Here is a 26,268-nt window from a genome sequence, read left to right as displayed (position 1 = left end):
GATTATGAAAAAAACATTACACTTTACTTTTATTTTAAGCTTAGCTACATTGTTCTTCCAAGCCCAAGAATTAAACCAAGCTGCAAATTGGCCCAACAATGAGTGGTCTTTGTCAGGTAGTTACGATGACGCTTTTCTCGAAGCAGACCCAACAATCACTGGAGGTGCTTCCTCTTTTTCTTTTAATGATGATGCTGCCGGAGGTCCCTCAATAAACAATGTTGCAGTTGAGTCACCTGTTATAGATCTTTCTAATGCTTTTGATGCTGGCGAAAATTATATTAATATTTCTTTTGATTATACCCTAAATGTTGCCGCTTCAGAAACGCTTAAAGTGGAGTATTGGGATTCTGATACAACAACTTGGTCAAACATTGGCAGTGCACTAGCCGAAAATACAGCAACTAATGACAATTTTTGTAGCATTGCCTCAACGGCTTTTACATCAGAGTCTTTAAATATCGAGTCCTTTACAGAGAGCCAGTTGCAAAACTTTAAATACCGCATTGCATATAATGATAATAATTCTTTTGGTTGGGGCTATTGTGTAGATTCGCCAACCATAGTATCTATAACTCCACCTGCCTGTCCTAGTATAAATACCTTATCTATAAGCGGAATCATGTCTACAAGTGCCAACGTAAGTTGGAATGCTGGAGATGATGAAACCTCTTGGGAAGTTGCTATAGCTTTAGCAACTGACGCCCTACCTACATCAGGTGAGCTTTCTTCAGACAACTCATACAGTCTTACCGACTTAACACCAGAAACTGATTATGTGGTTTACGTTAGAGCAAATTGCTTAACAGATGGATACAGCAGTTGGATAAGTATTGCCTTTACAACGGGCTTTGATGATCCAAGCTACCCCGTCTCATTTACGCCCAATTCAATTGCCACTTCTGGAGCTTACGATATCGCACTTGTAGACTTAAATGGTGATTTCTTAGATGATATTGTTTCCGTAAGCGAAACTGACATTAATATTCACTATCAAGTCGCAACAGGCGGTTTTAATAGTGCAACTATAACTACCAGTTCAGCAGAAAACCTACCGAATTGGAGTTTGGCAGTAGGTGACATTGATGCCAACGGATACAATGATTTATTATATGGTGGCGGCAATGGTGTTACGTTTATGAAAGCCAACAACTCTGGTACAGGTTACACACAAGTATCAAGCTCTGAATACGTGTTTTCACAGCGATCCAATTTTATTGATATCAATAATGATGGGCATTTAGATGCCTCTGTGTGTCATGATATTGAACCTAATGTATACTATATTAATGATGGATCTGGAAACTTAACGTTCTACCAAGGTCAAAGTACAGTATTACCTAATGGCATAGGCTTAGTGCCTGGTGGAGGAAATTACGCCACCGTATGGATTGATTATGATAATGATAGAGACATGGATATGTTTATTGCCAAGTGCAGGGGTGGTTCTACTACCATAAGCACCAATGAACTTTGGCGCAATGACGGCGACGGTGTTTTTACAAATGTTGCCGACAGTAATAATTGGTACAATACGAATTATCCTGAAGTTGGGCACAATAATTCTTCTAATTTAGGAGATAATGTCCAAACGTGGTCTAGTGCTTGGGCCGATTTCAATAATGACGGATATATGGATGTCTATGTTGGCGCCAGTAATACCAGCAATGGAGACTCAAAGTTAATGATGAACAATGGTGATGGCTCCTTTACAGATGTAACCGCAGGTTCTGGGGTTTTAGATGCTAGTTTAGGTATCGAAAATGCGCCTGCCGATTTTGATAATGACGGCTTCGTGGATATTTTATCAAATGGTGATATCCTTTTTAATAATGGAGATTTTACCTTTACAAATTATTCCGCAAATATGCCACCAAGTGGTGCAATTGGAGACGCTAATAATGACGGTTTCTTAGATGTTTTTAGAGCTGGAACCATTCACTTGAATAACACAAATTCTAATAACTGGATCAAAATAAACACTGTTGGAACGGCGAGCAACATCAATGGTATTGGTGCGAGAGTAGAAATAGAAACACCTGCGGGAACCCAAATTAGAGATGTTAGGAGTGGTGAAGGATTTGAATTTATGAGTAGTTTAAATACTCATTTTGGTATTGGAGCAGAGACCAGTATTATTAGCATCACAGTTTATTGGCCATCTGGAGTTATAGATTACATTTTAGATCCATCTATAAATACCACTCATAACATTGTTGAAGGCTCCACTTTAAGCATTATTGATGAAACCTTACTTGACCTGTCTATATATCCCAATCCTGTAGAAAACCAGCTCAATATTAAGACCTCTGGACATCTAATTCATAAAATTGCCACCGTTTTTGATATTAATGGTAGAAAAGTACTTAACCGTAAATTAGAATCCAATATTATAAATGTCTCACATTTAGAAGCTGGAATTTACTTTTTAAGATTAGAGTCTGAAGGAAAGGTAATGAAGCGAAAATTCATTAAAAAATAGAATAATCAAACTGAATAGAAAACCGCTCAAATGTATTTGAGCGGTTTTTTTATGGTAATTTTGCATCATGCTACAGGTAAAACAGCTCCGTTTTGGTTATGACAAATCCTCCTTAATTCTGGATGATATTTCGTTTGACGTTGCTCAAGGTGAACATGTTTCTATTATTGGCGAAAGCGGCTCTGGCAAAACCACATTGCTGAAGCTATTGCACGGAGAATTCGATTTAAATAAAGGTGATATTTATTGGAAAGACAACGCCATCCTTGGCCCAAAATTTAATTTGGTGGTTGGTTATGACTTTATGAAATATGTCGCTCAAGAATTCGATTTGATGCCCTTTATTTCTGTAGCTGAAAATGTAGGCAAGTATTTATCAAATTTTTATAAGAAAGAAAAAAAGGAGCGTGTTGCCGAGTTATTAGAGGTTGTTGAGCTTACTGAATTTGCAGACACCAAAGTAAGCAGATTGTCTGGCGGACAAAAACAGCGGGTTGCCCTTGCCAGAGCTATGGCCAAGCAACCGGAAATCATGCTCTTGGACGAGCCTTTTAGCCATATAGACAATGCCCAAAAACAAGGCTTAAGACGCCGTGTTTTTAAATACTTAAAAGCTCATAATATTACTTGTATTGTAGCCACGCATGATAGAGAGGATGTGTTAGGGTTTTCCGACCGTATGGTCGTGCTCAGCAATTCAAAAATTATCACCAACGACACACCAGAACATCTTTATAAACACCCTAAATCTACTTTAATCGCTGCCTTTTTTGGAGAGTTTAATGTAATAAATGACAAAATTGTTTATGCGCATCAACTTCGAGTTGTCGAGAAATCTAATTTAAAAGCGACAGTGATTGAGCGTTATTTTAAAGGACATTATTATTTGATTGCTGCCTCTAACGCAACACAAACCTTATTTTTTCACCATCCATCCGCATTGCCTCAAGGAGAATCCATTTTTCTGGAAATTAGCAAATAGCAAAACCACCGTATCGGCCGTGATGTGATATTGAGACGGACTGTTGTAAACGAGAACCGTCAACCGATAGATACGGAATTCCTAAGTTGCTCTTAAGCACTTTTAATTTTGAAACAGAGATGCACTTTTGCTCGCAAACAGCTTTCAGCAACTGCTCTCGTACATTCTGGCTTTGCGCATTGTGAGAGGCGCTTGAAATCAAAAACAGCTTGGCATACTTTCTAGTAGATACTTTTAAAGTTGCTATTGCATGTAGACCATCTTCCACAAATTCGGTTTGAATATGATAGGTGTTTCCAAAAACACAAACGGTGCCTTCACTCAAAGAAACAAGGCAACATTGTAGTTTTTTAGGATTGAAAAAAGGCTTTCCAAATTCTTGAAGATAGAGCTTATAAGCAGCTTCTTTCATGCTCCAGAGCAACCAAACCATTTGGTGCTGATCTAATGCATTTGCAATTAGTTGTTGTTCTTCCGCAGTAAATACTTTATCAAGAAAACGAGGACGCCGCCAATTCGAGTCGAGCGCCGCTTGTTTTAGATCGACAACATCGTTGCCTATCATTTTGCAGCTAACTTTTCATTGATAATAGTCATGGCGGCTTTAACAGATGTCATTTTCTCCATATCGTCATTTTCAATTCGGATATCAAATTCATCCTCTACATCTAAAATAACATCCACCAAATTGGCAGAGTTGATTTTTAGATCTTTAATAAAATCGGTGTCTTCTGATAACTGCTTGTAAGCCTCTTCGTCTTGAACATAAGGTTTAACGATGGCTTTTAGTTTGTCAATTAATTCGTCTTTATTCATAAAAATTATGCTGCGTCAATTCTAATCTCAATTAGCGATTTAAAATCTTCTATTTTGCTAATACCTTTTAAAGATAACACAACCATTGACATCGCCAAATCCAAAACTTGCTTTTGCAGCAATATTTAGCTCTGTTTTTAAAGCCGTTTTTACAATTTTTTCTTCGGAAATAAGCGCTGAAATCTCAGGATGCACATCCTCACAATTGATATTTGGAAAGACAAATTGCTCCTTTAACTGAAGAATTGTAGCGACACTTTCAATACTTCCAGCACCTGCTAAGCAATGCCCCACCATAGACTTTAAGGAGTTGATATAAGGAAAATCACTACCACTTCTATTTAAGGCTAAGGTCCAATTTTCAATCTCAAGACTATCTTTTGAAGTAGCTGTTAAATGGCCGTTGATGGTGTCTATATCCTCTGGCGAAATTTCCGCATTTTTCAGAGCATCTTTGATACATCGTTGCACGGCTTCGGCATTTGGCGCAGTTAGTGTGCCTCCGCCTCGCTGACCACCCGAATTCACATTTCCGCCTAAAACCTCAGCGTAAATAGGAACATTTCGTTCTAATGCACTTTCTAAAGACTCCAAGACCAGCGCACCGGCACCAGAACCAGGTACAAAGCCCGAAGCTGTTGCACTCATTGGCCTAGAGCCCTGTTCTGGCGTATCATCATGTTTATAGGTCATTACCCGCATGGCGTCAAAACCACCCCAAATATAAGGCCCATCATCACTGCAGCTCCCAACTAACATCCGTTTTGCTTGTCCGTTTTTTATGCGCTCATATCCCATCAAAATAGCTTCTGTTCCTGTGGTACAGGCGGAGGAATTGGTGGTCACTTGATTACCCAAACCAATGATGCCCCCTAAAAAAGCACTAACGCCACTGGCCATGGTTTGCACCACAACGGTGCTTCCCAAACGTTTGACATCATGAGCATCTATTTTGTAAATGGCTTCACGAAATTTTTCAACGCCAGATGTTCCTGCCCCAAAAACGGTACCGCTATCCGTATCTACATCGCTTTCTGGATCTATCTCTAATCCCGCATCTCTCCAAGCATCCATACCCGCCATACATCCGTATAAAATGCCCGAACTGTTAAATCCTCGCAACTGCAAAGGCGTCAAATAGTCTAGCTTTTTTGCTTCGGAAATTTGAGGAATTCCACCAATACAGCAAGAAAAATTAAGGTCTTTGAGGTTTTGATGAAAAGTAATGCCTGAAACACCTTTTTTTATGGACTCTGAGAACGCCTCAAGCCCAACGCCATTTGGAGCTACAACACCTAAGCCAGTAATGACCACTCTATTTGATTTCATATGTGTTTTCAAGTTTTAGGAACATTCAACATCCCCGAAATGGTACCGCGACATACCAATTCGTTTTTGTCGTTCAACATTTTGACTTTGCATTTTAATTTTTGAAAACGAAACAGCTCTTTTTCTGAAATAACCGTCACCTTCTCTCCTGGGTAAACCGGTAAAAAGAATTGAATCTCACTTGAAGTGAGCGCTATTTGTGGTGCTGATGAGGACGTATGTTCATCAGTTTCGAATTCCTCTCCCAATAAGAACAGTCCCAAACACACCAACCCAATTTGTGCCATACATTCTGTTAAGAGAACACCTGGAGTAATGGGATGGTTTTTAAAATGGCCTTGATAAAAATAGGAGTCTTCTTGAAAGGTGTAGTTGCCTGTAATCCCTTCTGAAGACATAGTGCTAATCTTGTCTACAAACAAGAAAGGATGTTGGTAAGGTAAGCGCGCTATGATGTCTTTACTGTTCATGTGTTGGTGAAGTTGAATGGCTATGAAATGTGCTCTCCACCGTCTACAGGTATCACGCAACCGTTGATCCAACTGGCTTCATCTTTACTTAACAGGTAGACCGCATTTGCAACATCTTCTGGAAGTGTTAAACGGCCAAAGGGATTTCTCAACAAGCTATGGGCTTTTATCTTATCGCTTCCAGGAATCATTCTTAAGGAGGCCGTATCGGTAACTCCTGCTTGAATACAATTGGCACGAATGCCGTGTGGCGCAAACTCTAAAGCCATATTTCTAGTAATGGCTTCTAAAGTGACTTTGGCCGCAGATACCGCAGCATAATTTTTCCAAGCCTTTGTATTGCCTTCACTGGTGAAACTGATAATTCTGGAGTCTTTTGCAAATAAATTTGCTTCAAAAACAGCCTTTGTCCAATCATACAAGCTAATGGCCATAGCATTGATGGTGAGACTAAAATCATCAGTTTTTAATGTTGGAGCATCCTCAGAAAGCATGGGTTTTAAATTTCCTTTTGCAACGCTGTGCACCAAAGTTCTTATGCATCCCGTTTCAGAAAAAAGAACTTTTAACTCCTCGATGACCTGCTCTCGCTTATGGGGATTAAATGCGTCTGTATTAAAGGCTTTAAATGAAACCCCCATCTTTTGGATCTCCTCGAAGTGCACGTTAATACCTTCTTCTTGCGATCTGGAATTTCTATGAACGATACAAATATTCATGCCGTGCGCTGCCAGTTTTTTGGCAGTTGCCAGACCTAAGCCACTAGAGCCGCCTAGAATGAGCGCCCAATACTTTTTATTTTTAAATTCTTTATCCATAGCACTACCATTTCAACAAGATACGTTGCGCAGAGAATCCGGGGCCAAAACTTAACATTAGTCCAATGTCTCCTTTGGGTAAATTTTTATCCATAAAGCGCTCTAAAACATAAAGCACGGTTGCGCTGCTCATGTTACCATAGAGCCGAAGCACTTCTTTGGTGTCGTCAATGTTTTTGCCGAGTGTTCCGAATAAGTCCTCAACGGTTTGAACAATTTTCTTTCCACCCGGATGAAAAATCAAATGGTCCACCGCTTCAATATCCATATCATTACGCTCTAAGAAGGGATGAATGATGTTAGGAAAGTGATTGGAAATGGTTTCTGGAACCGCTTTGTCTAGAATCATCTGCAACCCCGTATTTACTAATTTAAAGCCCATCATGGTTTCTGCATCATAAAAATGATACATCGCTTCATCTAAAATTTCTGGTCCCTGCTCATCCTCGTATGACGATAAAATTACACTAGCTGCACCGTCACCAAATATCGCAGCACTTACAATGTTAACCATGGAGTAATCGTCTAACTGAAATGTAGCGGTTGGTGCCTCTACGGCTATTACTACAGCGCGTTTGTTAGGGTTGGCTTTTAAAAAATTGTTGGCATAGATCATCCCAGAAACCCCAGCAGCGCAACCCATTTCGGTTACAGGCAGTCGCACAATATCCTGTTTCATCTTTAAACTATTGATAAGATAAGCATCCATAGACGGGATCATAATACCCGTGCAACTCACGGTAATAATATAGTCGATATCTGTAGGGTTTAAGGCTGCCTTTCCTAAGGCCTTGATTAGGGATTGTTCTGCCAACTTAACGACCTCTCTGTTGTAAATGTCATTTTTTTCTTCAAAAGATGTTTTGGTAAACACCTCATCTGGTGCCATTATGGAGTACCGCTTATCTACACCGGCACCTTCAAAAAGCTTAACTACTTTTCTTTGAAACCGGCTATCCTGTCCCTGCATCCATAAGTCTACAAACGGAATAATGTCTTTGGTTTCTTTATAATATTGAGGTAGCTGCTTGGCTACTGCTGTTATTTTTACGCTCATAGTATTTTAGGTGAAAACAGATTTCTTATCATTAAAAATTAGTTTTCTTTTAATCAGACGTACGGTTTTGAATGTCAAAAGGTCTGTTGGTTTTTATTTTCTTTTTAATAGCCACTGGTATCTAAAGGCCCACCTCCATTTGATGCTATACTCAGCTTCAAGTTGATTGGAAATAGACGTCAATTCCTTTCGTTTAAAACCTCTTAGAACAGAGGTCAATCCATCTTCAACAATCGTTTTATTCTTTATGGTTGTACACACGAGTTTAAATAAATAGTAAGCTAGCTTATGGCGGTGTAAGTCATTAATGACCACACCCAATCTGGCTTTTTTTATAACAGACTTAAGAAAGGACACTATCTCTTGATCCTTAAAATGGTGCAAGAATAATGTGGTAAGCACCAAGTCATAGTCTAAGGCATCAAAATCCTCAGAAAAAATATCCATCACCTTAAACTCAAGGTTATCGTACGCTTTAGATAATTGCTCGGCATATTTTACGGTATGTGCGTTGGCATCAATCCCGATCAACTGAAACTTATAACCCTTCTTTTTTCCAAATTGAGATACCTGGCGTAAAATGTCTCCACTACCACAGCCTAAATCAATAATGGTGAGCTCTTTTTCTTTAGGATGATCTTCAAGCAAACGTTTTAAGCCATTTAAAGTGACGATATTGCCACCTAACCAGCGGTTAATTTGCGCCAATTTATCTAAAGCATCATGTAGAATCGGACCTTGATAATCAAAATCGTCCATGATTTCCTCGGCATTGCTGCGATATGTTGTATTGACTAAAACGCTCATGATATTTGCATGGGCTCACCATGCGTTCTTTTAATGATTTTAACCAATAACCATGGGCACCATTTCACAATTTGCAAGGCCATACTTGCCAACCTATCATTTCTAAAAAGAGCAGCTATCAAGTGTCCTGCTCGTAATCTATTTTGAAATGTGGCGTTCCATTGAGAGGTATACGCTTTTTCTAACATGTCTCGAGATGCAATTTTTTCATGAAGGTAGTTAATAATAAGTTGAGATGCCAACTGCGCGCTTCTTATAGCCATACCCATTCCATTTCCGCATAAGGGATGAATCATTCCGGCGGCATCCCCGCACATCAACACATGATTTTCGACGGGGTTTTTCGTTTCAAAGGAAATTTGACTAATGGTCAACGGCTGATCAAAGCAGGGTGTAGTAGATTTAAAAACATGCTTTAACGCCTTGTTTTTAAATAGTACGTTTTGCTGAAAGTTCTCAATGTCCTTATGCTTTTTAAAAGCTTTAAAGCTGGTAATATAACAAAGGTTAATGGCATTGGTCTCTACTTTTGACAAGCCGCAATACCCTCCTTTAAAATTATGAAGTGCCACTAAATCTTCTGGAAAATCGCCTTTAACGTGAATCTTTACCCCTAAATATGGCGATTTTTCTTTTATAAAATCACGTTTTAAATTGACATCTAAGTTAGAGCGTTTTCCAAAAGCCCCAATCGCTATTTTGGATTCAAAAGTGGCCCCTTCTTTAGTTTCAATTTGAAATCTATCATTTTTGAATATAATATCAGATACCGTGTTTTGTAACATTTTGACACCATTGGCCATGGCTTTCTCTGCCAATAATGCATCTAACCGAAACCTGCTAATGCCAAAGCCTCCTAATGGTAATTGTTGTGAGATTTTTTTATTGTTGCTGGTGGTCAATTCCATTTTTGAAATGCGCTTGGCACCTTCGGCAAAAACATCAATGCCCAAATATTCTAAATAAGGCAATACTTCGTTACTCACATATTCTCCACAAACCTTATGCTTTGGATAACTATTCTTTTCAATGACCACAACCGCGAACCCAGCCTTAGAAAGATGTATGGCCGAGCAAAGTCCTGCTAGGCCGCCGCCAATGATCAAAATTTCGGAGTTAAATAACTGCATAAAGCGCTTGCGCTAATTAAAGAACTTTAAAGATAAGTAGATTTCTATCTTGAAAGCACTAAAACAGCGGCTCATATTCAGAATATGTTAAACCATTTGGCAGTGGCATGGATGCAAATTCTAAATGTATAACCCGTCGTCTTCGTTGTATTTTTGATTTTGAGGAAGCATGTAACACTAGTGGTTTTAAAAGTTGAACTCCACCCGAGGAAACCTCACTCACAAATGGTATAGAGCTAGATGTGATTAATGCAATATCATCATCGTTTAGCTGTTTTTTATGAGACCCAGGAATGATTTGTAAAGCACCATTTTTTTGAGAAGTATCATCTAAATGAATACGCATGGCAAATGTGTTTTTTGAAAATTCCTCTGGTGGTCTAACCCCAATATTATCGTTCTTGATCGTCCAAGCCTCAAACCCCTCAGTCTCTATTTTTTCTGAAACATGTATTGGAATATCTTGATGCCAGGTCACATACCAATTATCTTTAGGGGACTTATCGAAATAGATGGCTTTAGTTAAAAATGCTTTCTTGTCGATGGCCTTAACGAGTCTCCTTAAGTTTTTATTAAAGAGAATTTCTCTAATTTCTGGCATTTTTTTAAGCACTTCTCGCATTCCATAAGCCCGTTCATCATTTTCTTTTATATAGGTATCAAATTGTACTTTTAACTTCCTAATATCACGTTTAGAATACACGTGATTTAATATTCCGAAGCCTTTAAATTCAAGTCGTTTGGCAATAGTTCGTAAATTTTTATCATTGATTTCTGTTTCGTAACCATCTATCGCATCATACAAGCGCTCTTTTATATTTCGTTTTAAGCGTTCGGGAGCAAGCACCTTAATGCCTTCGCCAAAACCTAGAATTTCTTTTTCAAGTTCAAAATTGAGTTGTACCTCCAGGGAAATGGTCACGCCATGATGATCTCTAGAAATTTCTTTTTGAGAATGATGAAATGGCTTGGTCAATACGTATGGTGCCTGCTTATGGTTAACATAAAGCATAACCGTTTCTGCTTCCATTGACGGGCTTATGGAAACACCAATGGCTTGCTTATAATAATTTTCAGAGTTAAACGTATGATCCAAAACAAATGACCTTTCACTTTTATGCACCGAAATAATCCGATCTAGAGCTAAATTCATGATGCCTTCGGAAAGTTTTCGCTTTCCAATTACAAACCATCTATTTCTAAATTCTTTTAGCAAATAGGGGTGAAATGTAAATGTGCTTTCCTGCCTAGCGTTAAAGGACTGATAGGTCATTTCAATAGCCTCTCTTTTCAGAATAAATTGATATAATTGATCTAAAAACTCTAACCCTTTTAAGTGGTCATTTTTCTCAAAATCAATCAATGATTTTTCTTGTGTACGCTGGGTATAAACGTGATCTTCCAGCTTTTGTACCATGCTTCCTAATTCTGCAAAATGAGAAAAGCCCTGAAATTGTTTTAAAAATGAAACCGCTTCAGATAATTTGGTTAAATCTTGATTAGAAATAGGACTATTGGTAATGCTATAATCTTCTTGGCCATATTTATAATATTTACGATCATAAACCTCAATAGGCGCATTATAACCTAACTTGTCACTGCGCATCATTTGAAGATCTAATTGTACCGTTCTTTTACTCACATCTACATCTTTTCCTTCATACTCATAAAGGACATTAGAACATGCTTCAATCAAATCATCTAAAGTCCATTTTCTAAAATGGTTCTGGAGACATTTGTCTATTGTTTTATATCGAATTAAAGCATTTTTATTGACTGCCATTTTCTCAAAGTTTTAAGCTGAAATAAAAGTAAAAATTTACTGCGCAATAGTTATGCGTATGTGTAAAAAAACACTCAAATTTTATCGGTTAGTAAATATTTCTTGCTTTTTTGAAAAAAATATAATACTTCGTATTATGGGTCTAAATTTCGAGTTACAAAAAAAATAAATTTTGAAAAGTCAAAAATAAATCTAAATCTTTGTATTGCATTTCAACCAAAATCAAGTTGATTAAAAATTAAGAAACCATGAGTTTATTTATAACATATCAAATCCATCCAAAAGGAATTCTGCCTTTTGTGATGCTTCGTGATTATCTTTAGATAAACTTTTCAAAATTATAAATGAAAAATCCGAAGCCAATTAAAAACTGTTTCGGATTTTTTGTTTTCAGTGATTAGCAAGTCTGCTAAACCAATTTCCACAACAGTTTTTCAAAAAAACCAGATGTTATAACAGCGGCGCTTGTATTTGCGCAGTTGAAGCATACCATTTTGGTTCTATCAAAAATTTTAAAACATAAAACAATGGACACGAATTTGTTAAACAACTACGTGCTTAAAGCTATTGACGCTTATCCATACGAATTAGAGGAAACTGTAGAAAATCTAAACTACGCCTTGTCTTACGAAGCTCATAATGCATATGCTTTGTATTTAATGGGCTGTTTGCACGCCGAACACATTGGCGATTATGAAAAAGCTAAGCACTATTTCGCAGAAGCTTTGGCTAGCAAAATGGATTTTCAAAAGGTGTATTACCCCTACATTTTAGTATTGATATGGAACGATGATTATGAGGAAGCACAGAAGTTAATAGACTTTGCAATTACCGTAAAAGGTATTGATAGAGGTACAATCTGGTTTTTTCAAGGCGTACTTTATGAATATGAGCAACATCATAAAAAAGCGATCAAAGCTCACAAAAAAGCAAAGCGTTTTGGTTACAACGATGGGTTTATAAATCAGGTTAATTCAGAAATTTCAAGGATTAAAAAGAAAATAAATCCCAAAAAAAAGACGTCAAAACGTAAAAAGAAGAAGAAAAATAAAAAATAATTTAACTACGTAAAAACATTGCGCAGTAGCGTAACATATTTGCAGAGTCATTAATTAGAAGTCTTTTGGAATCAGACTTTAAAAGTAGCGCTCTGCCAGACGAGGAGTTGGCAGAGCTTCACAAAAGTTCTTTAAAATAACAACATTGGAAGCATTGAGCAATTGTTTGGCTCGTTAGACTGAAATGCCTCGCATTCACGAACACCAAAATAAAATATTAAAGCAGTGAGTAATCCCACTGCTTCCACATCAAGCAAGTCTTGTTAAGTGTTTCTGTATAGCACTATTGTATAAATCGTTGCGGTTTCGTATAAGGTTTTTATATCCAACTTGACTTGGAGGCCATGGTTATTTGCCAAAATAATAACCACCACATCTATGTGTCATGGGTTCGATTCCCATCTTCCCCGCAAAGAATAACTTTAAATAATGGGGAAGTAGCTCAGTTGGTTAGAGCAATAGATTCAATTGTAGGTTCGAATCCTACCCACGCCCTGGCGTGGTGGCGGAATGGTAGACGCGCAACACTTTAGATGTTGTTTAAAATGGATTCAAAATCCATCTTAGTAAAAGAAGGTCACTTTTAAAAATAGACCACCAAGTGGGTCACACTTTAAATGGCAAAAACAAAGTGAACTAAAACTTGCAAAAGCGATGTATTGCTTCAGCAATCTAGAAAACACCTTGAAATATAAACGTATTATAAGTTGCTTTGGGTTTTCTTTTAAAGATCCGTTATTTTAAAAATGATGCTGTAAATAGCAGTTTCAAAATTGAGTAACACTCTGCAAAACAATTCTCAAAAAATTTAAAATCAGTTGCATTTCCGTAGTTAGAAAGATGGTTTTCTTTCGCTTTGTTTTAATTGAATAGTCGTTCTCATAAACGAGAATTCTATTATAAATAAATTAGTAATCGTCCATTTTACCTTTCCTAAGGAAAGGTCAGAATTAAAATAAAAAAAAGTTCTGGGATAAAAAAAATTAGAAATCATGCAAAGAGTAAGAATTAATGCAGGTATGATCGCTTTAGTGTTTAAGAATGGTAATTACAACCGTGTGATTACCGCAGGAACACATTGGATAGGCTTTAGAGAACAGGTTGTAAAATACGACTTGTCTCAACCTTTTGAGGCACCAAAAGCATTAGAGCTCTTACTTAGAGATCAAGTTTTGGCAAGTATGTTAACCATTATTGAGGTAAAAGATAACGAGATTGTGTTGGTTTACGTCAACAAAAACTTTCAACGTGTCTTAACCCGTGGCCGTTATACCTTTTGGAACAGCTTGCTTGACTATAAATTTGTCTCCGCAGATTTGAGTAAAATCGAAATAACAGAAGTTATTAGCAAAGCCTTATTTAGCAACTTGCTAATGCGCCAATACATCAGAACTTTTGAAGTTGCACCTTATGAAAAAGCAATCATGACGGTTGATGATACGTTTCTCAAAACTCTTGAACATGGTACCTACCACTTCTGGAAGAACGAACAAACTATCAAAATTGCAAAAGCCGATATGAGACAACTGCAGATGGAAATCTCCGGTCAAGAATTATTAACTAAAGACAAAGCCACCGTTCGTATTAACTTTTATGCGCAATATAAAGTCACAAATGTCGAGACCGCATTAATGCATAGTAAAGATTACGAAAAGCAATTGTACGTGACATTACAGTTGGCATTGCGCGCATTTGTGGGTGCTTACACCTTAGATGAATTGTTAGAGCAAAAGGAAACTATTGCCGAAGCCGTTATCAAAGTCGTAAAAACACAAGCCAACAAGTTAGGTGTAGATGTGTTATATGCCGGTATAAGAGATGTCATCTTACCAGGTGATATGAAAGACATCATGAATCAAGTATTGATTGCCCACAAAAAAGCACAAGCAAATGTGGTCACAAGACGAGAGGAAACAGCGTCTACACGAAGCCTTTTAAATACCGCAAAATTAATGGAAGACAACACCATGTTGTTTAAATTAAAAGAGATGGAGTATGTTGAGAAAATTGCCGACAAAATCGGTGAAATCACCGTAGCTGGAAACGGAAACGTCATCGAACAATTAAAGGATATTTTCTCTGTGAATAAGTAGCATTGGGGCGTTACGCAAACCAGAAAAAGGTTTGGGTCGCGCTTTCCGCTATATCTTTTGCTAAAAAAGCAAAAGGATGCCGCTTTAATCACTAACGCATACATACTTGTAAGGTATTCACATCATTTAAGATTGTTTCAAAATAAAAAATTTAACTGCGCAAAAAGAGCGCGCAACACATTGCAATATTTGCAGTGTAATTGAAAACTTAGAAAACATGACAACAAAAATAACAGGCCACGATATCATCTCTCTTGGTTACAGACAAGGAAAATGGATGAAAGATGCTATTGATCATATCAATAAAAATAATTTAGAAGGAGAAGCGATGAAAACCTATTTAGAGCAATTTAAATTGCCAGAGCCCATCGCATTGCATAAAAAACCAATAGACTTTTCTATCAACATTAAAGCCGAAACTGAGTTGGAAGAAGATAATGTCAATAAAGTGATCAACTCTATGAAGACTTTAATGAAAACACCAACGCTGGTTGATGGTGCTATAATGCCAGATGCTTGCCCTGCTGGGCCAGACGGAACTATTCCTGTGGGTGGCATAGCAGTGGCAAAAAATGCCATTCACCCAGGAATGCATAGTGCAGACATTTGCTGTTCTGTAATGTTAACAGATTTTGGTAAAACAGATCCTAAAGACATTCTAGATGCAGCCCATGCCAACACTCATTTTGGTCCTGGCGGACGCGATAGAGATGCGCAATTTAGATTTCCAAAAGAACTGTTAGAGGCTTTTGAAGCTAACCATATGTTGAATGATGGCAACATGCTTCAAATTGCAAGATCTCATTTAGGCACACAAGGCGATGGTAATCATTTCTTGTTTGTAGGCACGTCTAAAACAACAGGAAATACCATGTTGGTGACACATCATGGATCTCGAGGTCCAGGAGCTAAATTGTATACCAAGGGCATGAAAATTGCCGAAAGGTTTAGAAAGGATTTATCTCCAGACACAAAAAAGGAAAATGCTTGGATTCCTTTTGAAACTGAAGAAGGACAAAGCTACTGGAATGCACTTCAGGTGATAAGACAATGGACCAAGACCAATCACGAGGTCATTCATGATTCGGTAGCTGAAAGCTTGGATATTTCCATCAAAAACAGATACTGGAACGAACATAACTTTGTATTTAAGGATGGTGATTTATTTTATCACGCTAAAGGGGCTACGCCTCTAGACGCTAAGTTTATGCCAGATATTACTGGCCCAAGGTTGATTCCCTTAAACATGAGCGAACCTATATTAATTGTTGAAGGCACAACAACTAAAACCAATTTGGGCTTTGCGCCACATGGTGCAGGCAGAAACTTGAGTAGAACCCAGCATAGAAGAACTAAAACAGGGACCACGATGCAAATCTTTAAAGAGGAAACTCGAGGATTGGATGTTCGGTTTTTCTCCAAAGAAATTGATATTACCGAGTTGCCTAGCGCCTATAAAAATGCACAAACGGTGAGAAATCAAATGGATGAATTTGGTTTAGGTAAAGTCATTGACGAGGTGATGCCCTATGGCTGTATCATGGCTGGCGACTGGCAAAAAAATGCGCCATGGAGAAAGAAACGTGATAAGCGCAACAACCGCCGTAAATCTTAATTAAACATTCAGTCTTAAGCCCTGCGACCTTACATCGTGGGGTTTATCTTTTTAACTATACCACTTTCAAAATCTTAAAACTACGCTCCCTAAAAACAATCTGATCTTCTTTTTGTTTTCCTTGCAACAATAAACCAATGGGCGTATTTGCAGAAATAGCAAAAAAGGTATCATCATTAAATTTTAATATACCCGCACTTACTGCTATAAAATAATTAGCGCCGCTGGTGTAGACGACACTTCCCAAACCGACAATTTCCGAAGTTTTAGAAGTATCTATTTTGTTTAGGGTGAGGTTGGTCTTTTCCAATTCTGCTAACTGCTGCCCTGCCTTCTCACGTTCTAACTGCAACATAGCACGTCCCGTTTCATGCTTATCACCAGCCGAACTCTTAGTTTCAGAAGTTAAGGACTCTTGGATATCATGAATCTGTCTTTCAACAGTTTTCAATCTAACATCAACAGCATCTCGGCATTGTTGTAAAAGGCGCTGTTTCAATTCAGTTTTTGGCATCATTTGGAGAGGTATATTGTAGTGGTCCAAAAAAATTCATCTGTCTCACTATCCAAGACTTTCTTTTTTCAATATAGGAAGTTGCAGGCCTGGCCCTAAAACGCAATGGACTTGGTAAAACGGCAGCAATGGCAGCCGCCTCAGACTTGCTTAAATTTGATGCCGACTTTTTAAACCAGTAATTAGAAGCCGCTTCTGCGCCATAAACCCCAGGTCCCATTTCAATACTGTTAAGATAAACCTCCATGATGCGTTCTTTGCTCCAAACCAACTCAATCAAAAATGTAAAATAGGTCTCTAAGCCTTTTCTAAACCAACTGCGTTCTGGCCATAGAAATACATTTTTTGCAGTTTGCTGGCTTATCGTGCTGCCTCCTTTTAACTTTTTGCCCTTTTTATTGCTCTCGTAAGCTTTTTCAATGGCCTCAATATCAAATCCGTTGTGATTTAGAAACAGCTGATCTTCACTACAAATTACTGCCAATTGTAAGTTTTTAGAGATCTCTGAGATGGGCACCCAATCATGCTGCCAACGGTCCTCTTGATCTGTTGGACCGTTCTCAATATTACGAATCACCATTAATGGCGTAATAGGCACTGGCACCCATTTAAATAGTACCACGATAGCTATAGAAAACACAAACAGCCAAAAGAGTGTTTTAAAAATAAACTTGAATAAACGTTTTATTAGGGTCATAGAATGGCAAAGTTACATAAAGAATTCACGAGATGGATTTTTGATTTTGCTGTTTTATTCAACTAAATTCGCCAAGTCTTTACCCACCAAACTACCAATAGCCACGCCCATACCTCCTAACCTTACACCGCAGTATACATTGTTAAATAGTTGCTTAACTATTGGCTTCTTTTGAGAACCGACGCCCATAACACCGCTCCACCTATAATCAATTTCCACATTCAACTTTGGTAAAATAGTGTCCTTCAATAACGCTTCTAATTTATTTTGAATTAATGCGGTCTGCTCCAAGACCGTGGTTTCTTCAGTTTTGAAATCTAAATTTCTACCTCCTCCTAGCAGAATTCGATTATCGATATTTCTAAAATAATAATAGCCTTGCTCTAAGTGATAGGTACCTTTTATGTGCAAATTCTTAATAGGTTTGGTGATGAGCACTTGTGCTCTTGCGGGTTTTACTTCGGAAATTTTAAGTTGAGATGCAAATCCGTTAGTGGCAATGCACAACTTAGAGGTGGAAAACTCGAAACCATCTGTTTTGATTTTTACGGAGTTCAAATCTTCAGAAAAAGATTTCACAATGACATTGTTTAGAATCTTGATGTTGGCTTTATACGCTTTATATAACAAAGCCTCCATCATCTTACCGGTATCAATTTGACCTTCAAATTTATTGAAGCCACAAGCATCCATAACAGTTTCAAATTGAAAATTATTTGGAACAACAGTGAACACATCCTCTTTAAAAATAGGCTTTAAAAGTGTGTTGATTGCATCTCTTTTCTCAAGGCACGCCTCATAGAGGGCTGTATCTTGCTGCTGAAACAGTTCGTAACCACCATATTGATAAAAATCCAGAGCTTTATCTCCTAAGGTCTTTCGTAATAATTGCAATCCGTCCCAACGTCGTTTCATCAAGTCAAAGACCTCCTCTTCAGAATGTGAATTTAAATCATCTAAAATCTCGCTCATACTGCCAAAACAGGCAAAGCCAGCATTCTTGGTACTTGCCCCTTGAGGTAAAATGCCTTTTTCAAGGACAACTATTTTTGCTTTAGGAAAGCGCTCCCGAAGCTGTAAGGCACAACTCAAGCCTACAATACCGCTCCCTACTATGGTATAATCTATGTTGGATAGCCAGGATTTTATTTCCCAATACGATAAGTTCATAATAATGATGTACCTCTAACTTTGCTTAAATATAAAACAAAAAAACTCCGAACGTTATGTTCGGAGTTTTGATCTCAATCTTATATGATCTTATAAATTCATCAAATTGATTTTTAAACAAGATCAAAATGTTGATTATTTCTGCATAGATCTAGCTTACTCGACAAGAATCTTTTTAGTGACTTTAGTAGTTCCAAAAGTAATATTTAATAAGTAGAGTCCTGATTGCACATTGCCAAGGTCAATATTTTTATTAAAGTCGCCATTGCTATTTACGAATGATTGGTTAAGAATAGAACGTCCTCGTACATCAAAGACCTCTAAAGCAACATTCTCATTTGTGTTTGATTTAAACTTCACTGTAAACTCTCCATTATTTGGATTAGGAAAAACACTAAATGATGAATCAAAATCAAAATTTGGAGCATCTAATACAGGTGTAAAACCACCAGCCTCGCAAATCGTCAAAGTAATACTGTTCCAAGTCGCTCTATTTCCATCAACAATAACATCTCCAACAAAGAACGCCCAATCACCTTGAGAGTCCTCTCCGTTATAAGTGCTCAAAGGATCTAATGGCTGAATTGTGAGATTAGTACTGGTACTTGTGCATGGATTTTCAATACCATCATCATCGTAGTTCAAAATTGCATCAGCTAATCCTGGACACCCATTATTAGCACCAGCTTGAAGATAGGTCAAGTCATTAATCGCGCTAAACGGAGCCCTAAGAGCCATTGACAATTCTGCATTATTTGTCGTTGTTATATCTACACTAACATTAACATCAGATATAGTTTTAGAATCATCAATAGATAATGTGAAACCACTAAAAGTTTCCGAGTTTTCGGCAAGAAGAAGACCAGCGTTAAAGAAATAATCTTCACAAATATCTCCAGGAACATAAGTATAGTTTCCTATAGCAAAATAGTTGTCGTTGACATTAAAGAAAATATTATTCGCCGCTTCAACCATAATTCTACAGTAAGGAGAAGTGACGTTTGGGACTGTTATGCTATAAGAACCATTATTAGGTACATTAGACGCTAAGACGGTATCAAAGTTTGCTCCAGGCTGATCAGAAGTTGACAAAAGAATATTTACGTTAGCAGCATTAATACCATTGCCTGTAGTTCCAGCAACATCCCATGTGATTGTTTCAGTTTCACCAGGAGTCCATACAATTTGACTAGTGCTTTGAGAAGTTACTACAAACGGTCCGGCTGTTCCTACGACTTCTGTATTCATAACATCAAAAGAATTTTGACCACCCTCAATTTCATTATCTCTAACCGTAAGTCTGAATGTCTGTGATCTAGCTACTGTCGGTAATTTTTCCCAAGTTGTTGAAACGCCACCATTCGCTAAAATATCTTCTATTCTTGGAATGATTCTCGTTGGATTTGACGTCCCTTCATAAGATCTCACCATAGGACCCGTTGTAGTAAAATCTGTTGGTAATCCAGAAGGACCAAGATCATATTGCTCCCATGTATAGGTGTGGGTATCGATACCATCAGGATCAGTAGAGCTTCCTGTTAATCTATACGGCGTTGATATAGGTATGATGTAATCTGGACCTGCATCAGCAACTGGAGCTATATTAGTAATATTCACTAGATCTGGGCAATTACTTCCTACACCTAAACTAATATTTGCCCAAATTAACGCTAAACTGTTTTGGTGAAAATAAGCATCAGAACTTCCCTGTACATTTTGAGGCGCACAAATTCCAGCATAGGCCATGATGGTTGTACCACTTCCTGGTTCGTAAGCTGTTGTAGCATTCCTATTTCCTCCTGCACAGTTACCTGTATTACCGTTAAACGTATGAGGTGCACCAAATTGGTGACCCATTTCATGCGCTACAAAATCAATATCAAAAGCATCTCCTACTGGGTTGGGTAAACCTGTAACTCCTCTTGCTTTCGTATTAGGATTACAGGGAGAATTAAGTGATGCTATTCCACCACCGCCAGTGCTAAAAACATGACCAATATCATAATTTGCACTTCCAATGTTATTTGTAATTGTTGTTTGATTTTGGCCAAGCATTGCAGAACCATTGTTATTAGAGTAGGGATCAGAATTAACGCCTGGACCTAAAAATATAATACTAGCATTATCTATCATTATCATCCTAAGAGAGAGTTCTCTTTCGTATAATCCATTAACGCGCGTCATTGTAATCATCATTGCTTCAGTAACAGAAGCTAAAGTCCCACCATGAAATTGAGCGTATTCTACTGTACAAGCTAATGCCAATTCGTACTCTCTGATAAATCCGTCATCAGCATTTCTTGAACTAGCACCATCTAGAGCAACGTTCAAATCGTGTTGAGTATCGTCAATAAATTCACAGGCCCAAGATTCAGCTGGACCTTTCAAGCCGTTTTTTGCAAAAATTGAATACTCATTGTTTTCAACATTTAGGGGATTGATTAATTGCATTCCTTGATTAGTACCCATAGACATGGCATGCAAGCCATTTGGAGTGACGCTAAACCGAATTGTCACAGAAGGATTTCTGAGACTCTGCCCTACATAAGATCGTAGTTCTGGAAATTTTGCTTGTAGACCATCTTCCATTACAGATGATTCTAAAACCTCGAACGATTCTAGCGCTCCACTTACCATAGGAAAATCGATAATAACTCCGGAATCTGGAAAATTTTTAATATTCGGAGCTTGTGCCAAAGCATTTTTTAATCCTTGGATATTAAGCTGATAAACAGAACCATCAGCGGGGCCTTTATTTGAAAAATCTACAGACTGTGTTAAAGTCCGGTCTTGTGTTACTTTAGTCCAAAAAGAACTTTTATTTTGAGCCATACTGCTTGTTGAAAACATAAGCATTACCAAAATAAAAGCGACTACGCTTACGTAATTTACTCTCATATTAAGTTAAAATTTTTATTTTACTAAAAATACTGTGACATTTCATATCTCACAAAAAAATTAACAGCTATTTTTAATAAGTCAAAATTAAGACCATGAGATATTTAAGTATTATCCTTTTAATAGTAACATCTTGTAGCACTCATCAAAAATCATTAGAAAACCAAAAGAGTCCTGCGCCATGTCCAGAAAATGGGATCTGCACTTTTGATGTTATTAAGGACAAAGCTTACGAGATAAAAAAAGACGAATTTGGAAACTCCTATCTTGATATTTTCGACGGAAAAAAGATTGTTTTAAAATTCAAATATAAAAGAAATGAGATATCAGAGACTGCTGATAGTAATTATGAAGAAGTTATTTACGCTCAGCTAGATCAGGAGGAAATTGAATTGGTATTGAATAATGAAGAACTAAAGAACGTTAACTTATCTTTTGGCAGGTTATGTTTTTGCAAGGGACAAACTGGATATTACAGTATCGATAGAGGATCTCTATCCGTAAAAAAAAGTAGATGTTAATGAGTATGTATTTGAATTAGATTTTCAAACTGACGAAGTCCCTCAAATCGTTTCTAAGGTAGTACAGCGGTTTTCATTATAAAAAAAACTCCGAACGTTATGTTCGGAGTTTAATGTTTATTCTTCTAATGGTTGGATCTTAAAATCCTCCATAAATTTCGTTGTATAATTACCAGCTAAATAGTCTGGATGATCCATCAACTGCCTATGAAAAGGGATGGTCGTTTTAATACCTTCAATAACAAACTCATCTAAGGCACGTTTCATCTTATTGATGGCTTCTTCACGAGTTTGCGCAGTAGTGATCAATTTCGCAATCATAGAGTCATAGTTTGGTGGAATAGAATATCCCGCATACACATGTGTATCCAATCTAACACCATGACCCCCTGGCGCGTGCAATGTTGTAATACGTCCTGGAGAAGGTCTAAAGTCATTAAAAGGATCCTCTGCGTTGATACGACATTCAATAGAATGTAGTTTAGGAATATAGTTTTTACCAGAAATAGGCACTCCAGCGGCTACTAAAATTTGCTCCCGAATAAGATCAAAGTCTATAACCTGCTCAGTAATGGGATGCTCCACCTGAATTCTAGTATTCATTTCCATGAAATAGAAATTACGGTGTTTATCCACTAAAAATTCTACAGTTCCTGCGCCTTCATATTTGATGTACTCCGCTGCTCTAACTGCAGCTTTACCCATTTTCTCACGAAGGGCCTTGGTCATAAAAGGAGAAGGTACTTCTTCTGTTAATTTTTGATGACGTCTTTGTATCGAGCAATCTCGTTCTGATAGATGACATGCTTTTCCGGTAGAATCTCCAACAACTTGTATTTCGATATGTCTAGGCTCTTCGATGAGCTTTTCCATATACATATCGTCATTTCCAAATGCCGCTTTTGATTCTTGTCGGGCAGATTCCCACGCAGCCTTAAGGTTTTCTTTTTTCCAAACAGCACGCATCCCTTTACCTCCACCACCTGCAGTAGCTTTTAGCATCACAGGATAACCAGTTTCATCAGCAACTTTTTGACAATCTTCAAAATCTACAATAATACCATCACTCCCAGGAACACATGGTACACCAGCTTCTTTCATGGTAGCTTTAGCAGTAGCCTTATCCCCCATTTTTGCAATCATTTCTGCGGAAGCACCGATGAATTTCACCCCATGCTCTTCACAAATTTTTGAAAACTTAGCGTTTTCAGAAAGAAAACCATAACCTGGGTGTATGGCGTCTGCATTGGTAATCTCAGCTGCCGCTATAATGTTGGCTATTTTGAGGTAAGATTCACTACTTGGAGCCGGTCCTATACACACGGCTTCATCAGCAAATTTGACATGAAGACTATCAGCATCTACCGTAGAATATACTGCCACAGTTCTGATGCCCATTTCTTTACAGGTTCTTATAACACGAAGTGCTATTTCCCCTCTATTGGCAATTAATATTTTTTTGAACATAACTTCTCTTATTAAAAATTACAATTTCCAAGCACCAAATTCCAACAATTGGGTTTTGGGTTTAGTGGATTGGAATTTTCAATGGTTATGATGGGTCAACCAAGAATAATGGTTGATCGAATTCTACAGGAGAGGAATCGTCTACTAAAACCTTAACGATTTTACCACTAACTTCAGATTCTATCTCGTTGAAGAGTTTCATGGCCTCAATAACGCAAAGTACGTCACCTTCAGCAATAGAGGTTCCAACTTCGACAAAAACGGGCTTATCTGGAGATGGTTTTCTATAAAACGTTCCAATAATAGGAGACTTAATAGTGACATATTTTGAACTCTCGTCTACAGGGACTTTCTCTACTGTAGTCTCTGCCGCTGTTGGCTGAGGAGCAGCAGGAGCCGCTTGAGCCATAGGAGCATTCATAGGAATCTGCTGCACGTAGGTAGTAGAATCACCTTTATCATCAGACCCTGTTCTTATAGTAATCTTAATATCGTCCATCTCTAATTTAACCTCACTCGCACCTGATTTTGCTACGAATTTGATTAAGTTCTGAATTTCCTTAATATCCATAATGATTAGATTTATTTTAAATAGTTAGTTTCTAGTAGTTAATTCTTAGCCTAAGAGTTATAGGCCCATTTTAAATAAATGGAACCCCAAGTGAAGCCACCACCAAAAGCGGCGAAAACAATCTTGTCCCCTTTTTTTAGTTTAGACTCGTAATCATGTAAAAGTAATGGTAAAGTTGCAGAGGTTGTATTTCCGTATTTTTGAATATTCATCATCACTTTTTCTGGAGCTAATGCCACTCTATTTGCTGTAGCCTCAATAATTCTTTTATTAGCTTGGTGTGCCGCCAGCCAAGAGATATCATCATTTGTGAGGTTATTTCTAGCAATGATGCGCTCTGTCACATCTGCCATATTGAAAACCGCATTTTTAAAAACGGTCTTCCCTTCTTGAAAGATATAATGCTTTCCTTCTGCCACAGCTTCTGGAGTAGACGGATAAGATGATCCACCGTAAGTGGCCTGTAAAAAGTCCCTTCCATTACCATCACTTCGCAGTAATTCATCTTGAAGTCCAAGACCATCAGTATTGGGTTCAAATAATGCCGCTCCAGCGCCATCTCCAAATATAATACAGGTAGCGCGATCTTTATAATTGATCATTGAGGAGTTCTTATCTGCGCCAATAAGCAATACCTTTTTATACTTTCCTGATTCTATATACCGCGCTGCTACTGACATTCCATAAAGAAAACTCGAGCATGCTGCTTCTAAATCAAAAGAAAAAGCATTGGTAGCTCCTATACTAGTAGCAGTAAAAGCTGCGGTTGAGGCAGCTTTCATGTCTGGTGTTGCAGTAGCAACAATTACTAATTCTATATCTTTTGGGTCGAGACCTTTTTTATCAATAAGATTTTGAGCGGCATTGATGGCCAAAAATGAAGTGCCTTTACCTTCGTCTTTTAAAATCCGACGTTCTTTAATGCCAGTTCTTGAAGTAATCCATTCGTCATTGGTTTCCACCATGGTCTCCAAGATTTTATTGGTCAAAATATAATCTGGTACGTAAGCTCCGATCGCAGTAATTGCAGCGGTTATATTATTCATATAATACTTTTAAAATAATCCTAAAAAAGGAAAAAATCGTCCAAAAAAGATGAAAGTTGTATGAAATTACTAAAACCTGAACGATTATGGTGCAAATTAAGTCGTTTTTAAGACTTTGAAAAATTAAACATAAAAAAAACGCTCACAGGTGAGCGTTTTTATATATGCATGCATAATACTTATGCTAAATTCTCTTCAGTTTCAGAGTTGTCGATCAAAACTTGACCTCTGTAATAAAGCTTACCTTCATGCCAATGCGCTCTGTGAAACAAATGTGCTTCTCCTGTAGTAGGACACGTTGCAATAGTTGGCGCAGTTGCTTTGTAGTGTGTTCTTCTTTTATCTCTTCTTGTTTTAGAAATCTTTCTTTTAGGATGTGCCATTTTATATGTTATTTATCCGTTAATAGTTTTTTTAATGTATTCCAACGAGGGTCAATTTCCTCTGATGTTGCTTCTTTTTCTTCTAAATCCTTAGGACTTAACTCTTCTAATTTCTTAAGTATATCTGAGTCTAAAGTGCCATCTTCCACTCCTGGATGAATGCGCTTTGCAGGTATGCACAAGATGATGGTTTCATATATATATTGCGCTACATTAATTTCATATTCACCGTGAGGCAAAATTACGATATCCTCAAACTCATCGTTATATTCATCTCCAAACTTGACCACCAATTTATAATCACCATCTATAGGCTGATCATAAGGCTCATTTGTGAGATCACAATTAATATTAACATATCCCGAAATCTGAAAAGTTAACTCCAGAAGTGTTGTTTTTTTCTCAAAAAGCAACTCGGTTTTGATGTCGACTGCATTGAAATCATCATACTCAAAATACTCAAAGAACGTCTTATCGATCTGAAAATCAAAATGGTGTTTCCCGACCTTGAGACCAACATAAGGTATTGTAAATTCCTTTAAAGGCTTCATCATCACATTC

General features: G+C 37.5%; 24 protein-coding genes. 6 read left to right on the top strand and 18 right to left on the bottom strand.

Annotation, left to right across the window (positions count from 1 at the left end):
• The first annotated feature begins 4 nt into the window (after positions 1-4).
• Both P176_RS0109645 and P176_RS0109640 read left to right on the top strand, forming a co-directional pair.
• A complete protein-coding gene (locus P176_RS0109645; protein WP_026754512.1) occupies positions 5-2,482 on the top strand; it encodes an FG-GAP-like repeat-containing protein in 2,478 nt (825 codons plus the stop codon).
• Positions 2,483-2,549: 67 nt separating this feature from the next.
• Positions 2,550-3,464 carry an ABC transporter ATP-binding protein gene (locus P176_RS0109640; protein ID WP_026754511.1) on the top strand — a complete coding sequence of 305 codons (915 nt, stop codon included), beginning with the start codon at positions 2,550-2,552 and terminating at the stop codon, positions 3,462-3,464.
• On the opposite strand, the gene P176_RS0109635 is transcribed toward P176_RS0109640, so the two are convergent.
• The 9 genes from P176_RS0109635 to P176_RS20825 all read right to left on the bottom strand — a co-directional run bounded on the left by P176_RS0109635 (position 3,454) and on the right by P176_RS20825 (position 11,674).
• Positions 3,454-4,029, bottom strand: a complete 576-nt coding sequence (locus P176_RS0109635; protein ID WP_026754510.1) for a 4'-phosphopantetheinyl transferase superfamily protein — start codon at positions 4,027-4,029, stop codon at positions 3,454-3,456. The genes P176_RS0109640 and P176_RS0109635 overlap by 11 nt on opposite strands.
• Positions 4,026-4,280: an acyl carrier protein gene (locus tag P176_RS0109630; RefSeq protein ID WP_026754509.1), complete on the bottom strand. Its 255-nt coding sequence runs from the start codon at positions 4,278-4,280 to the stop codon at positions 4,026-4,028. The genes P176_RS0109635 and P176_RS0109630 overlap by 4 nt, the downstream gene beginning before the upstream one ends.
• 57 nt (positions 4,281-4,337) lie before the next feature.
• Positions 4,338-5,609 (bottom strand): beta-ketoacyl synthase, encoded by a 1,272-nt coding sequence (locus P176_RS0109625; RefSeq protein ID WP_037349226.1) that lies wholly within the window; start codon positions 5,607-5,609, stop codon positions 4,338-4,340.
• Between the two features lie 8 nt (positions 5,610-5,617).
• A complete protein-coding gene (locus P176_RS0109620; RefSeq protein WP_026754507.1) occupies positions 5,618-6,079 on the bottom strand; it encodes a 3-hydroxyacyl-ACP dehydratase FabZ family protein in 462 nt (153 codons plus the stop codon).
• Positions 6,080-6,099: 20 nt separating this feature from the next.
• Positions 6,100-6,897 (bottom strand): enoyl-ACP reductase, encoded by a 798-nt coding sequence (locus tag P176_RS0109615; protein ID WP_026754506.1) that lies wholly within the window; start codon positions 6,895-6,897, stop codon positions 6,100-6,102.
• 4 nt (positions 6,898-6,901) lie between these two features.
• A complete protein-coding gene (locus tag P176_RS0109610) occupies positions 6,902-7,954 on the bottom strand; it encodes a type III polyketide synthase (protein ID WP_026754505.1) in 1,053 nt (350 codons plus the stop codon).
• Between the two features lie 93 nt (positions 7,955-8,047).
• Positions 8,048-8,761, bottom strand: coding sequence for a methyltransferase domain-containing protein (locus P176_RS0109605; RefSeq protein WP_026754504.1), 714 nt, complete (start codon positions 8,759-8,761; stop codon positions 8,048-8,050).
• Positions 8,758-9,891, bottom strand: coding sequence for an NAD(P)/FAD-dependent oxidoreductase (locus tag P176_RS0109600; RefSeq protein ID WP_026754503.1), 1,134 nt, complete (start codon positions 9,889-9,891; stop codon positions 8,758-8,760). Before P176_RS0109600 ends, P176_RS0109605 begins: the two co-directional genes overlap by 4 nt.
• Before the next feature lie 58 nt (positions 9,892-9,949).
• Complete coding sequence (locus P176_RS20825) at positions 9,950-11,674, bottom strand: WYL domain-containing protein (protein ID WP_026754502.1); 1,725 nt, start codon at positions 11,672-11,674, stop codon at positions 9,950-9,952.
• A gap of 527 nt (positions 11,675-12,201) precedes the next feature.
• Here P176_RS20825 and P176_RS0109590 point away from each other — a divergent pair.
• The 3 genes from P176_RS0109590 to P176_RS0109575 all read left to right on the top strand — a co-directional run bounded on the left by P176_RS0109590 (position 12,202) and on the right by P176_RS0109575 (position 16,440).
• Positions 12,202-12,732 carry a tetratricopeptide repeat protein gene (locus P176_RS0109590; RefSeq protein WP_026754501.1) on the top strand — a complete coding sequence of 177 codons (531 nt, stop codon included), beginning with the start codon at positions 12,202-12,204 and terminating at the stop codon, positions 12,730-12,732.
• A gap of 992 nt (positions 12,733-13,724) precedes the next feature.
• The gene (locus P176_RS0109580; protein WP_026754500.1) at positions 13,725-14,825 is read left to right on the top strand and encodes a slipin family protein; all 1,101 of its coding nucleotides are present in this window, start codon (positions 13,725-13,727) and stop codon (positions 14,823-14,825) included.
• Between the two features lie 217 nt (positions 14,826-15,042).
• The gene (locus tag P176_RS0109575; protein ID WP_026754499.1) at positions 15,043-16,440 is read left to right on the top strand and encodes an RtcB family protein; all 1,398 of its coding nucleotides are present in this window, start codon (positions 15,043-15,045) and stop codon (positions 16,438-16,440) included.
• 55 nt (positions 16,441-16,495) lie between these two features.
• Here P176_RS0109575 and P176_RS0109570 read toward each other — a convergent pair whose 3' ends face one another.
• The 4 genes from P176_RS0109570 to P176_RS20680 form a co-directional block, all read right to left on the bottom strand.
• A complete protein-coding gene (locus P176_RS0109570; protein WP_369793764.1) occupies positions 16,496-16,957 on the bottom strand; it encodes a 3-oxoacyl-ACP synthase in 462 nt (153 codons plus the stop codon).
• Complete coding sequence (gene mtgA, locus P176_RS0109565; protein WP_037348881.1) at positions 16,941-17,651, bottom strand: monofunctional biosynthetic peptidoglycan transglycosylase; 711 nt, start codon at positions 17,649-17,651, stop codon at positions 16,941-16,943. The genes P176_RS0109570 and mtgA overlap by 17 nt, the downstream gene beginning before the upstream one ends.
• Positions 17,652-17,705: 54 nt before the next feature.
• Positions 17,706-18,821, bottom strand: coding sequence for an FAD-binding oxidoreductase (locus tag P176_RS0109560; RefSeq protein WP_026754496.1), 1,116 nt, complete (start codon positions 18,819-18,821; stop codon positions 17,706-17,708).
• 156 nt (positions 18,822-18,977) lie between these two features.
• Complete coding sequence (locus tag P176_RS20680; RefSeq protein ID WP_051605447.1) at positions 18,978-21,719, bottom strand: reprolysin-like metallopeptidase; 2,742 nt, start codon at positions 21,717-21,719, stop codon at positions 18,978-18,980.
• Positions 21,720-21,814: 95 nt separating this feature from the next.
• On the opposite strand from P176_RS20680, the gene P176_RS0109550 reads away from it, so the two are divergent.
• Positions 21,815-22,240, top strand: coding sequence for a hypothetical protein (locus tag P176_RS0109550; protein ID WP_026754495.1), 426 nt, complete (start codon positions 21,815-21,817; stop codon positions 22,238-22,240).
• A gap of 117 nt (positions 22,241-22,357) precedes the next feature.
• On the opposite strand, the gene accC is transcribed toward P176_RS0109550, so the two are convergent.
• The 5 genes from accC to P176_RS0109525 form a co-directional block, all read right to left on the bottom strand.
• Entirely contained in the window at positions 22,358-23,707 is a 1,350-nt protein-coding gene (gene accC, locus P176_RS0109545) for an acetyl-CoA carboxylase biotin carboxylase subunit (protein WP_026754494.1), read from the bottom strand.
• An 85-nt stretch (positions 23,708-23,792) separates the two neighbouring features.
• Positions 23,793-24,278 carry an acetyl-CoA carboxylase biotin carboxyl carrier protein gene (accB, locus tag P176_RS0109540; protein ID WP_026754493.1) on the bottom strand — a complete coding sequence of 162 codons (486 nt, stop codon included), beginning with the start codon at positions 24,276-24,278 and terminating at the stop codon, positions 23,793-23,795.
• Between the two features lie 50 nt (positions 24,279-24,328).
• Complete coding sequence (locus P176_RS0109535; protein WP_026754492.1) at positions 24,329-25,324, bottom strand: beta-ketoacyl-ACP synthase III; 996 nt, start codon at positions 25,322-25,324, stop codon at positions 24,329-24,331.
• 179 nt (positions 25,325-25,503) lie between these two features.
• Positions 25,504-25,707 carry a 50S ribosomal protein L32 gene (gene rpmF, locus P176_RS0109530; RefSeq protein ID WP_026754491.1) on the bottom strand — a complete coding sequence of 68 codons (204 nt, stop codon included), beginning with the start codon at positions 25,705-25,707 and terminating at the stop codon, positions 25,504-25,506.
• 8 nt (positions 25,708-25,715) lie between these two features.
• Positions 25,716-26,258: a DUF177 domain-containing protein gene (locus P176_RS0109525; protein ID WP_026754490.1), complete on the bottom strand. Its 543-nt coding sequence runs from the start codon at positions 26,256-26,258 to the stop codon at positions 25,716-25,718.
• Between the last annotated feature and the right edge of the window lie 10 nt (positions 26,259-26,268).

Source organism: Sediminibacter sp. Hel_I_10 (genome assembly GCF_000688335.1).
In the GTDB taxonomy this organism is placed as follows: domain Bacteria; phylum Bacteroidota; class Bacteroidia; order Flavobacteriales; family Flavobacteriaceae; genus Psychroserpens.
Note: the sequence above shows the minus strand (reverse complement) of the source record. Positions and strands in the feature narration are given on the sequence as shown.

What these genes read in the sequence shown, in the direction of transcription:
- P176_RS0109570 (WP_369793764.1), bottom strand. Translation starts at nt 16,957, where the DNA reads ATGATGCCAAAAACTGAATTGAAACAGCGCCTTTTACAACAATGCCGA.
- P176_RS0109640 (WP_026754511.1), top strand. Translation starts at nt 2,550, where the DNA reads ATGCTACAGGTAAAACAGCTCCGTTTTGGTTATGACAAATCCTCCTTA.
- P176_RS20680 (WP_051605447.1), bottom strand. Translation starts at nt 21,719, where the DNA reads ATGAGAGTAAATTACGTAAGCGTAGTCGCTTTTATTTTGGTAATGCTT.
- P176_RS0109560 (WP_026754496.1), bottom strand. Translation starts at nt 18,821, where the DNA reads ATGAACTTATCGTATTGGGAAATAAAATCCTGGCTATCCAACATAGAT.
- P176_RS0109600 (WP_026754503.1), bottom strand. Translation starts at nt 9,891, where the DNA reads ATGCAGTTATTTAACTCCGAAATTTTGATCATTGGCGGCGGCCTAGCA.
- P176_RS0109615 (WP_026754506.1), bottom strand. Translation starts at nt 6,897, where the DNA reads ATGGATAAAGAATTTAAAAATAAAAAGTATTGGGCGCTCATTCTAGGC.
- P176_RS0109620 (WP_026754507.1), bottom strand. Translation starts at nt 6,079, where the DNA reads ATGAACAGTAAAGACATCATAGCGCGCTTACCTTACCAACATCCTTTC.
- P176_RS0109525 (WP_026754490.1), bottom strand. Translation starts at nt 26,258, where the DNA reads ATGAAGCCTTTAAAGGAATTTACAATACCTTATGTTGGTCTCAAGGTC.
- P176_RS0109590 (WP_026754501.1), top strand. Translation starts at nt 12,202, where the DNA reads ATGGACACGAATTTGTTAAACAACTACGTGCTTAAAGCTATTGACGCT.
- P176_RS0109625 (WP_037349226.1), bottom strand. Translation starts at nt 5,609, where the DNA reads ATGAAATCAAATAGAGTGGTCATTACTGGCTTAGGTGTTGTAGCTCCA.
- P176_RS0109645 (WP_026754512.1), top strand. Translation starts at nt 5, where the DNA reads ATGAAAAAAACATTACACTTTACTTTTATTTTAAGCTTAGCTACATTG.
- mtgA (WP_037348881.1), bottom strand. Translation starts at nt 17,651, where the DNA reads ATGACCCTAATAAAACGTTTATTCAAGTTTATTTTTAAAACACTCTTT.
- P176_RS0109630 (WP_026754509.1), bottom strand. Translation starts at nt 4,280, where the DNA reads ATGAATAAAGACGAATTAATTGACAAACTAAAAGCCATCGTTAAACCT.
- P176_RS0109580 (WP_026754500.1), top strand. Translation starts at nt 13,725, where the DNA reads ATGCAAAGAGTAAGAATTAATGCAGGTATGATCGCTTTAGTGTTTAAG.
- P176_RS0109605 (WP_026754504.1), bottom strand. Translation starts at nt 8,761, where the DNA reads ATGAGCGTTTTAGTCAATACAACATATCGCAGCAATGCCGAGGAAATC.
- P176_RS0109635 (WP_026754510.1), bottom strand. Translation starts at nt 4,029, where the DNA reads ATGATAGGCAACGATGTTGTCGATCTAAAACAAGCGGCGCTCGACTCG.
- rpmF (WP_026754491.1), bottom strand. Translation starts at nt 25,707, where the DNA reads ATGGCACATCCTAAAAGAAAGATTTCTAAAACAAGAAGAGATAAAAGA.
- accC (WP_026754494.1), bottom strand. Translation starts at nt 23,707, where the DNA reads ATGTTCAAAAAAATATTAATTGCCAATAGAGGGGAAATAGCACTTCGT.
- P176_RS0109610 (WP_026754505.1), bottom strand. Translation starts at nt 7,954, where the DNA reads ATGAGCGTAAAAATAACAGCAGTAGCCAAGCAGCTACCTCAATATTAT.
- accB (WP_026754493.1), bottom strand. Translation starts at nt 24,278, where the DNA reads ATGGATATTAAGGAAATTCAGAACTTAATCAAATTCGTAGCAAAATCA.
- P176_RS20825 (WP_026754502.1), bottom strand. Translation starts at nt 11,674, where the DNA reads ATGGCAGTCAATAAAAATGCTTTAATTCGATATAAAACAATAGACAAA.
- P176_RS0109550 (WP_026754495.1), top strand. Translation starts at nt 21,815, where the DNA reads ATGAGATATTTAAGTATTATCCTTTTAATAGTAACATCTTGTAGCACT.
- P176_RS0109535 (WP_026754492.1), bottom strand. Translation starts at nt 25,324, where the DNA reads ATGAATAATATAACCGCTGCAATTACTGCGATCGGAGCTTACGTACCA.
- P176_RS0109575 (WP_026754499.1), top strand. Translation starts at nt 15,043, where the DNA reads ATGACAACAAAAATAACAGGCCACGATATCATCTCTCTTGGTTACAGA.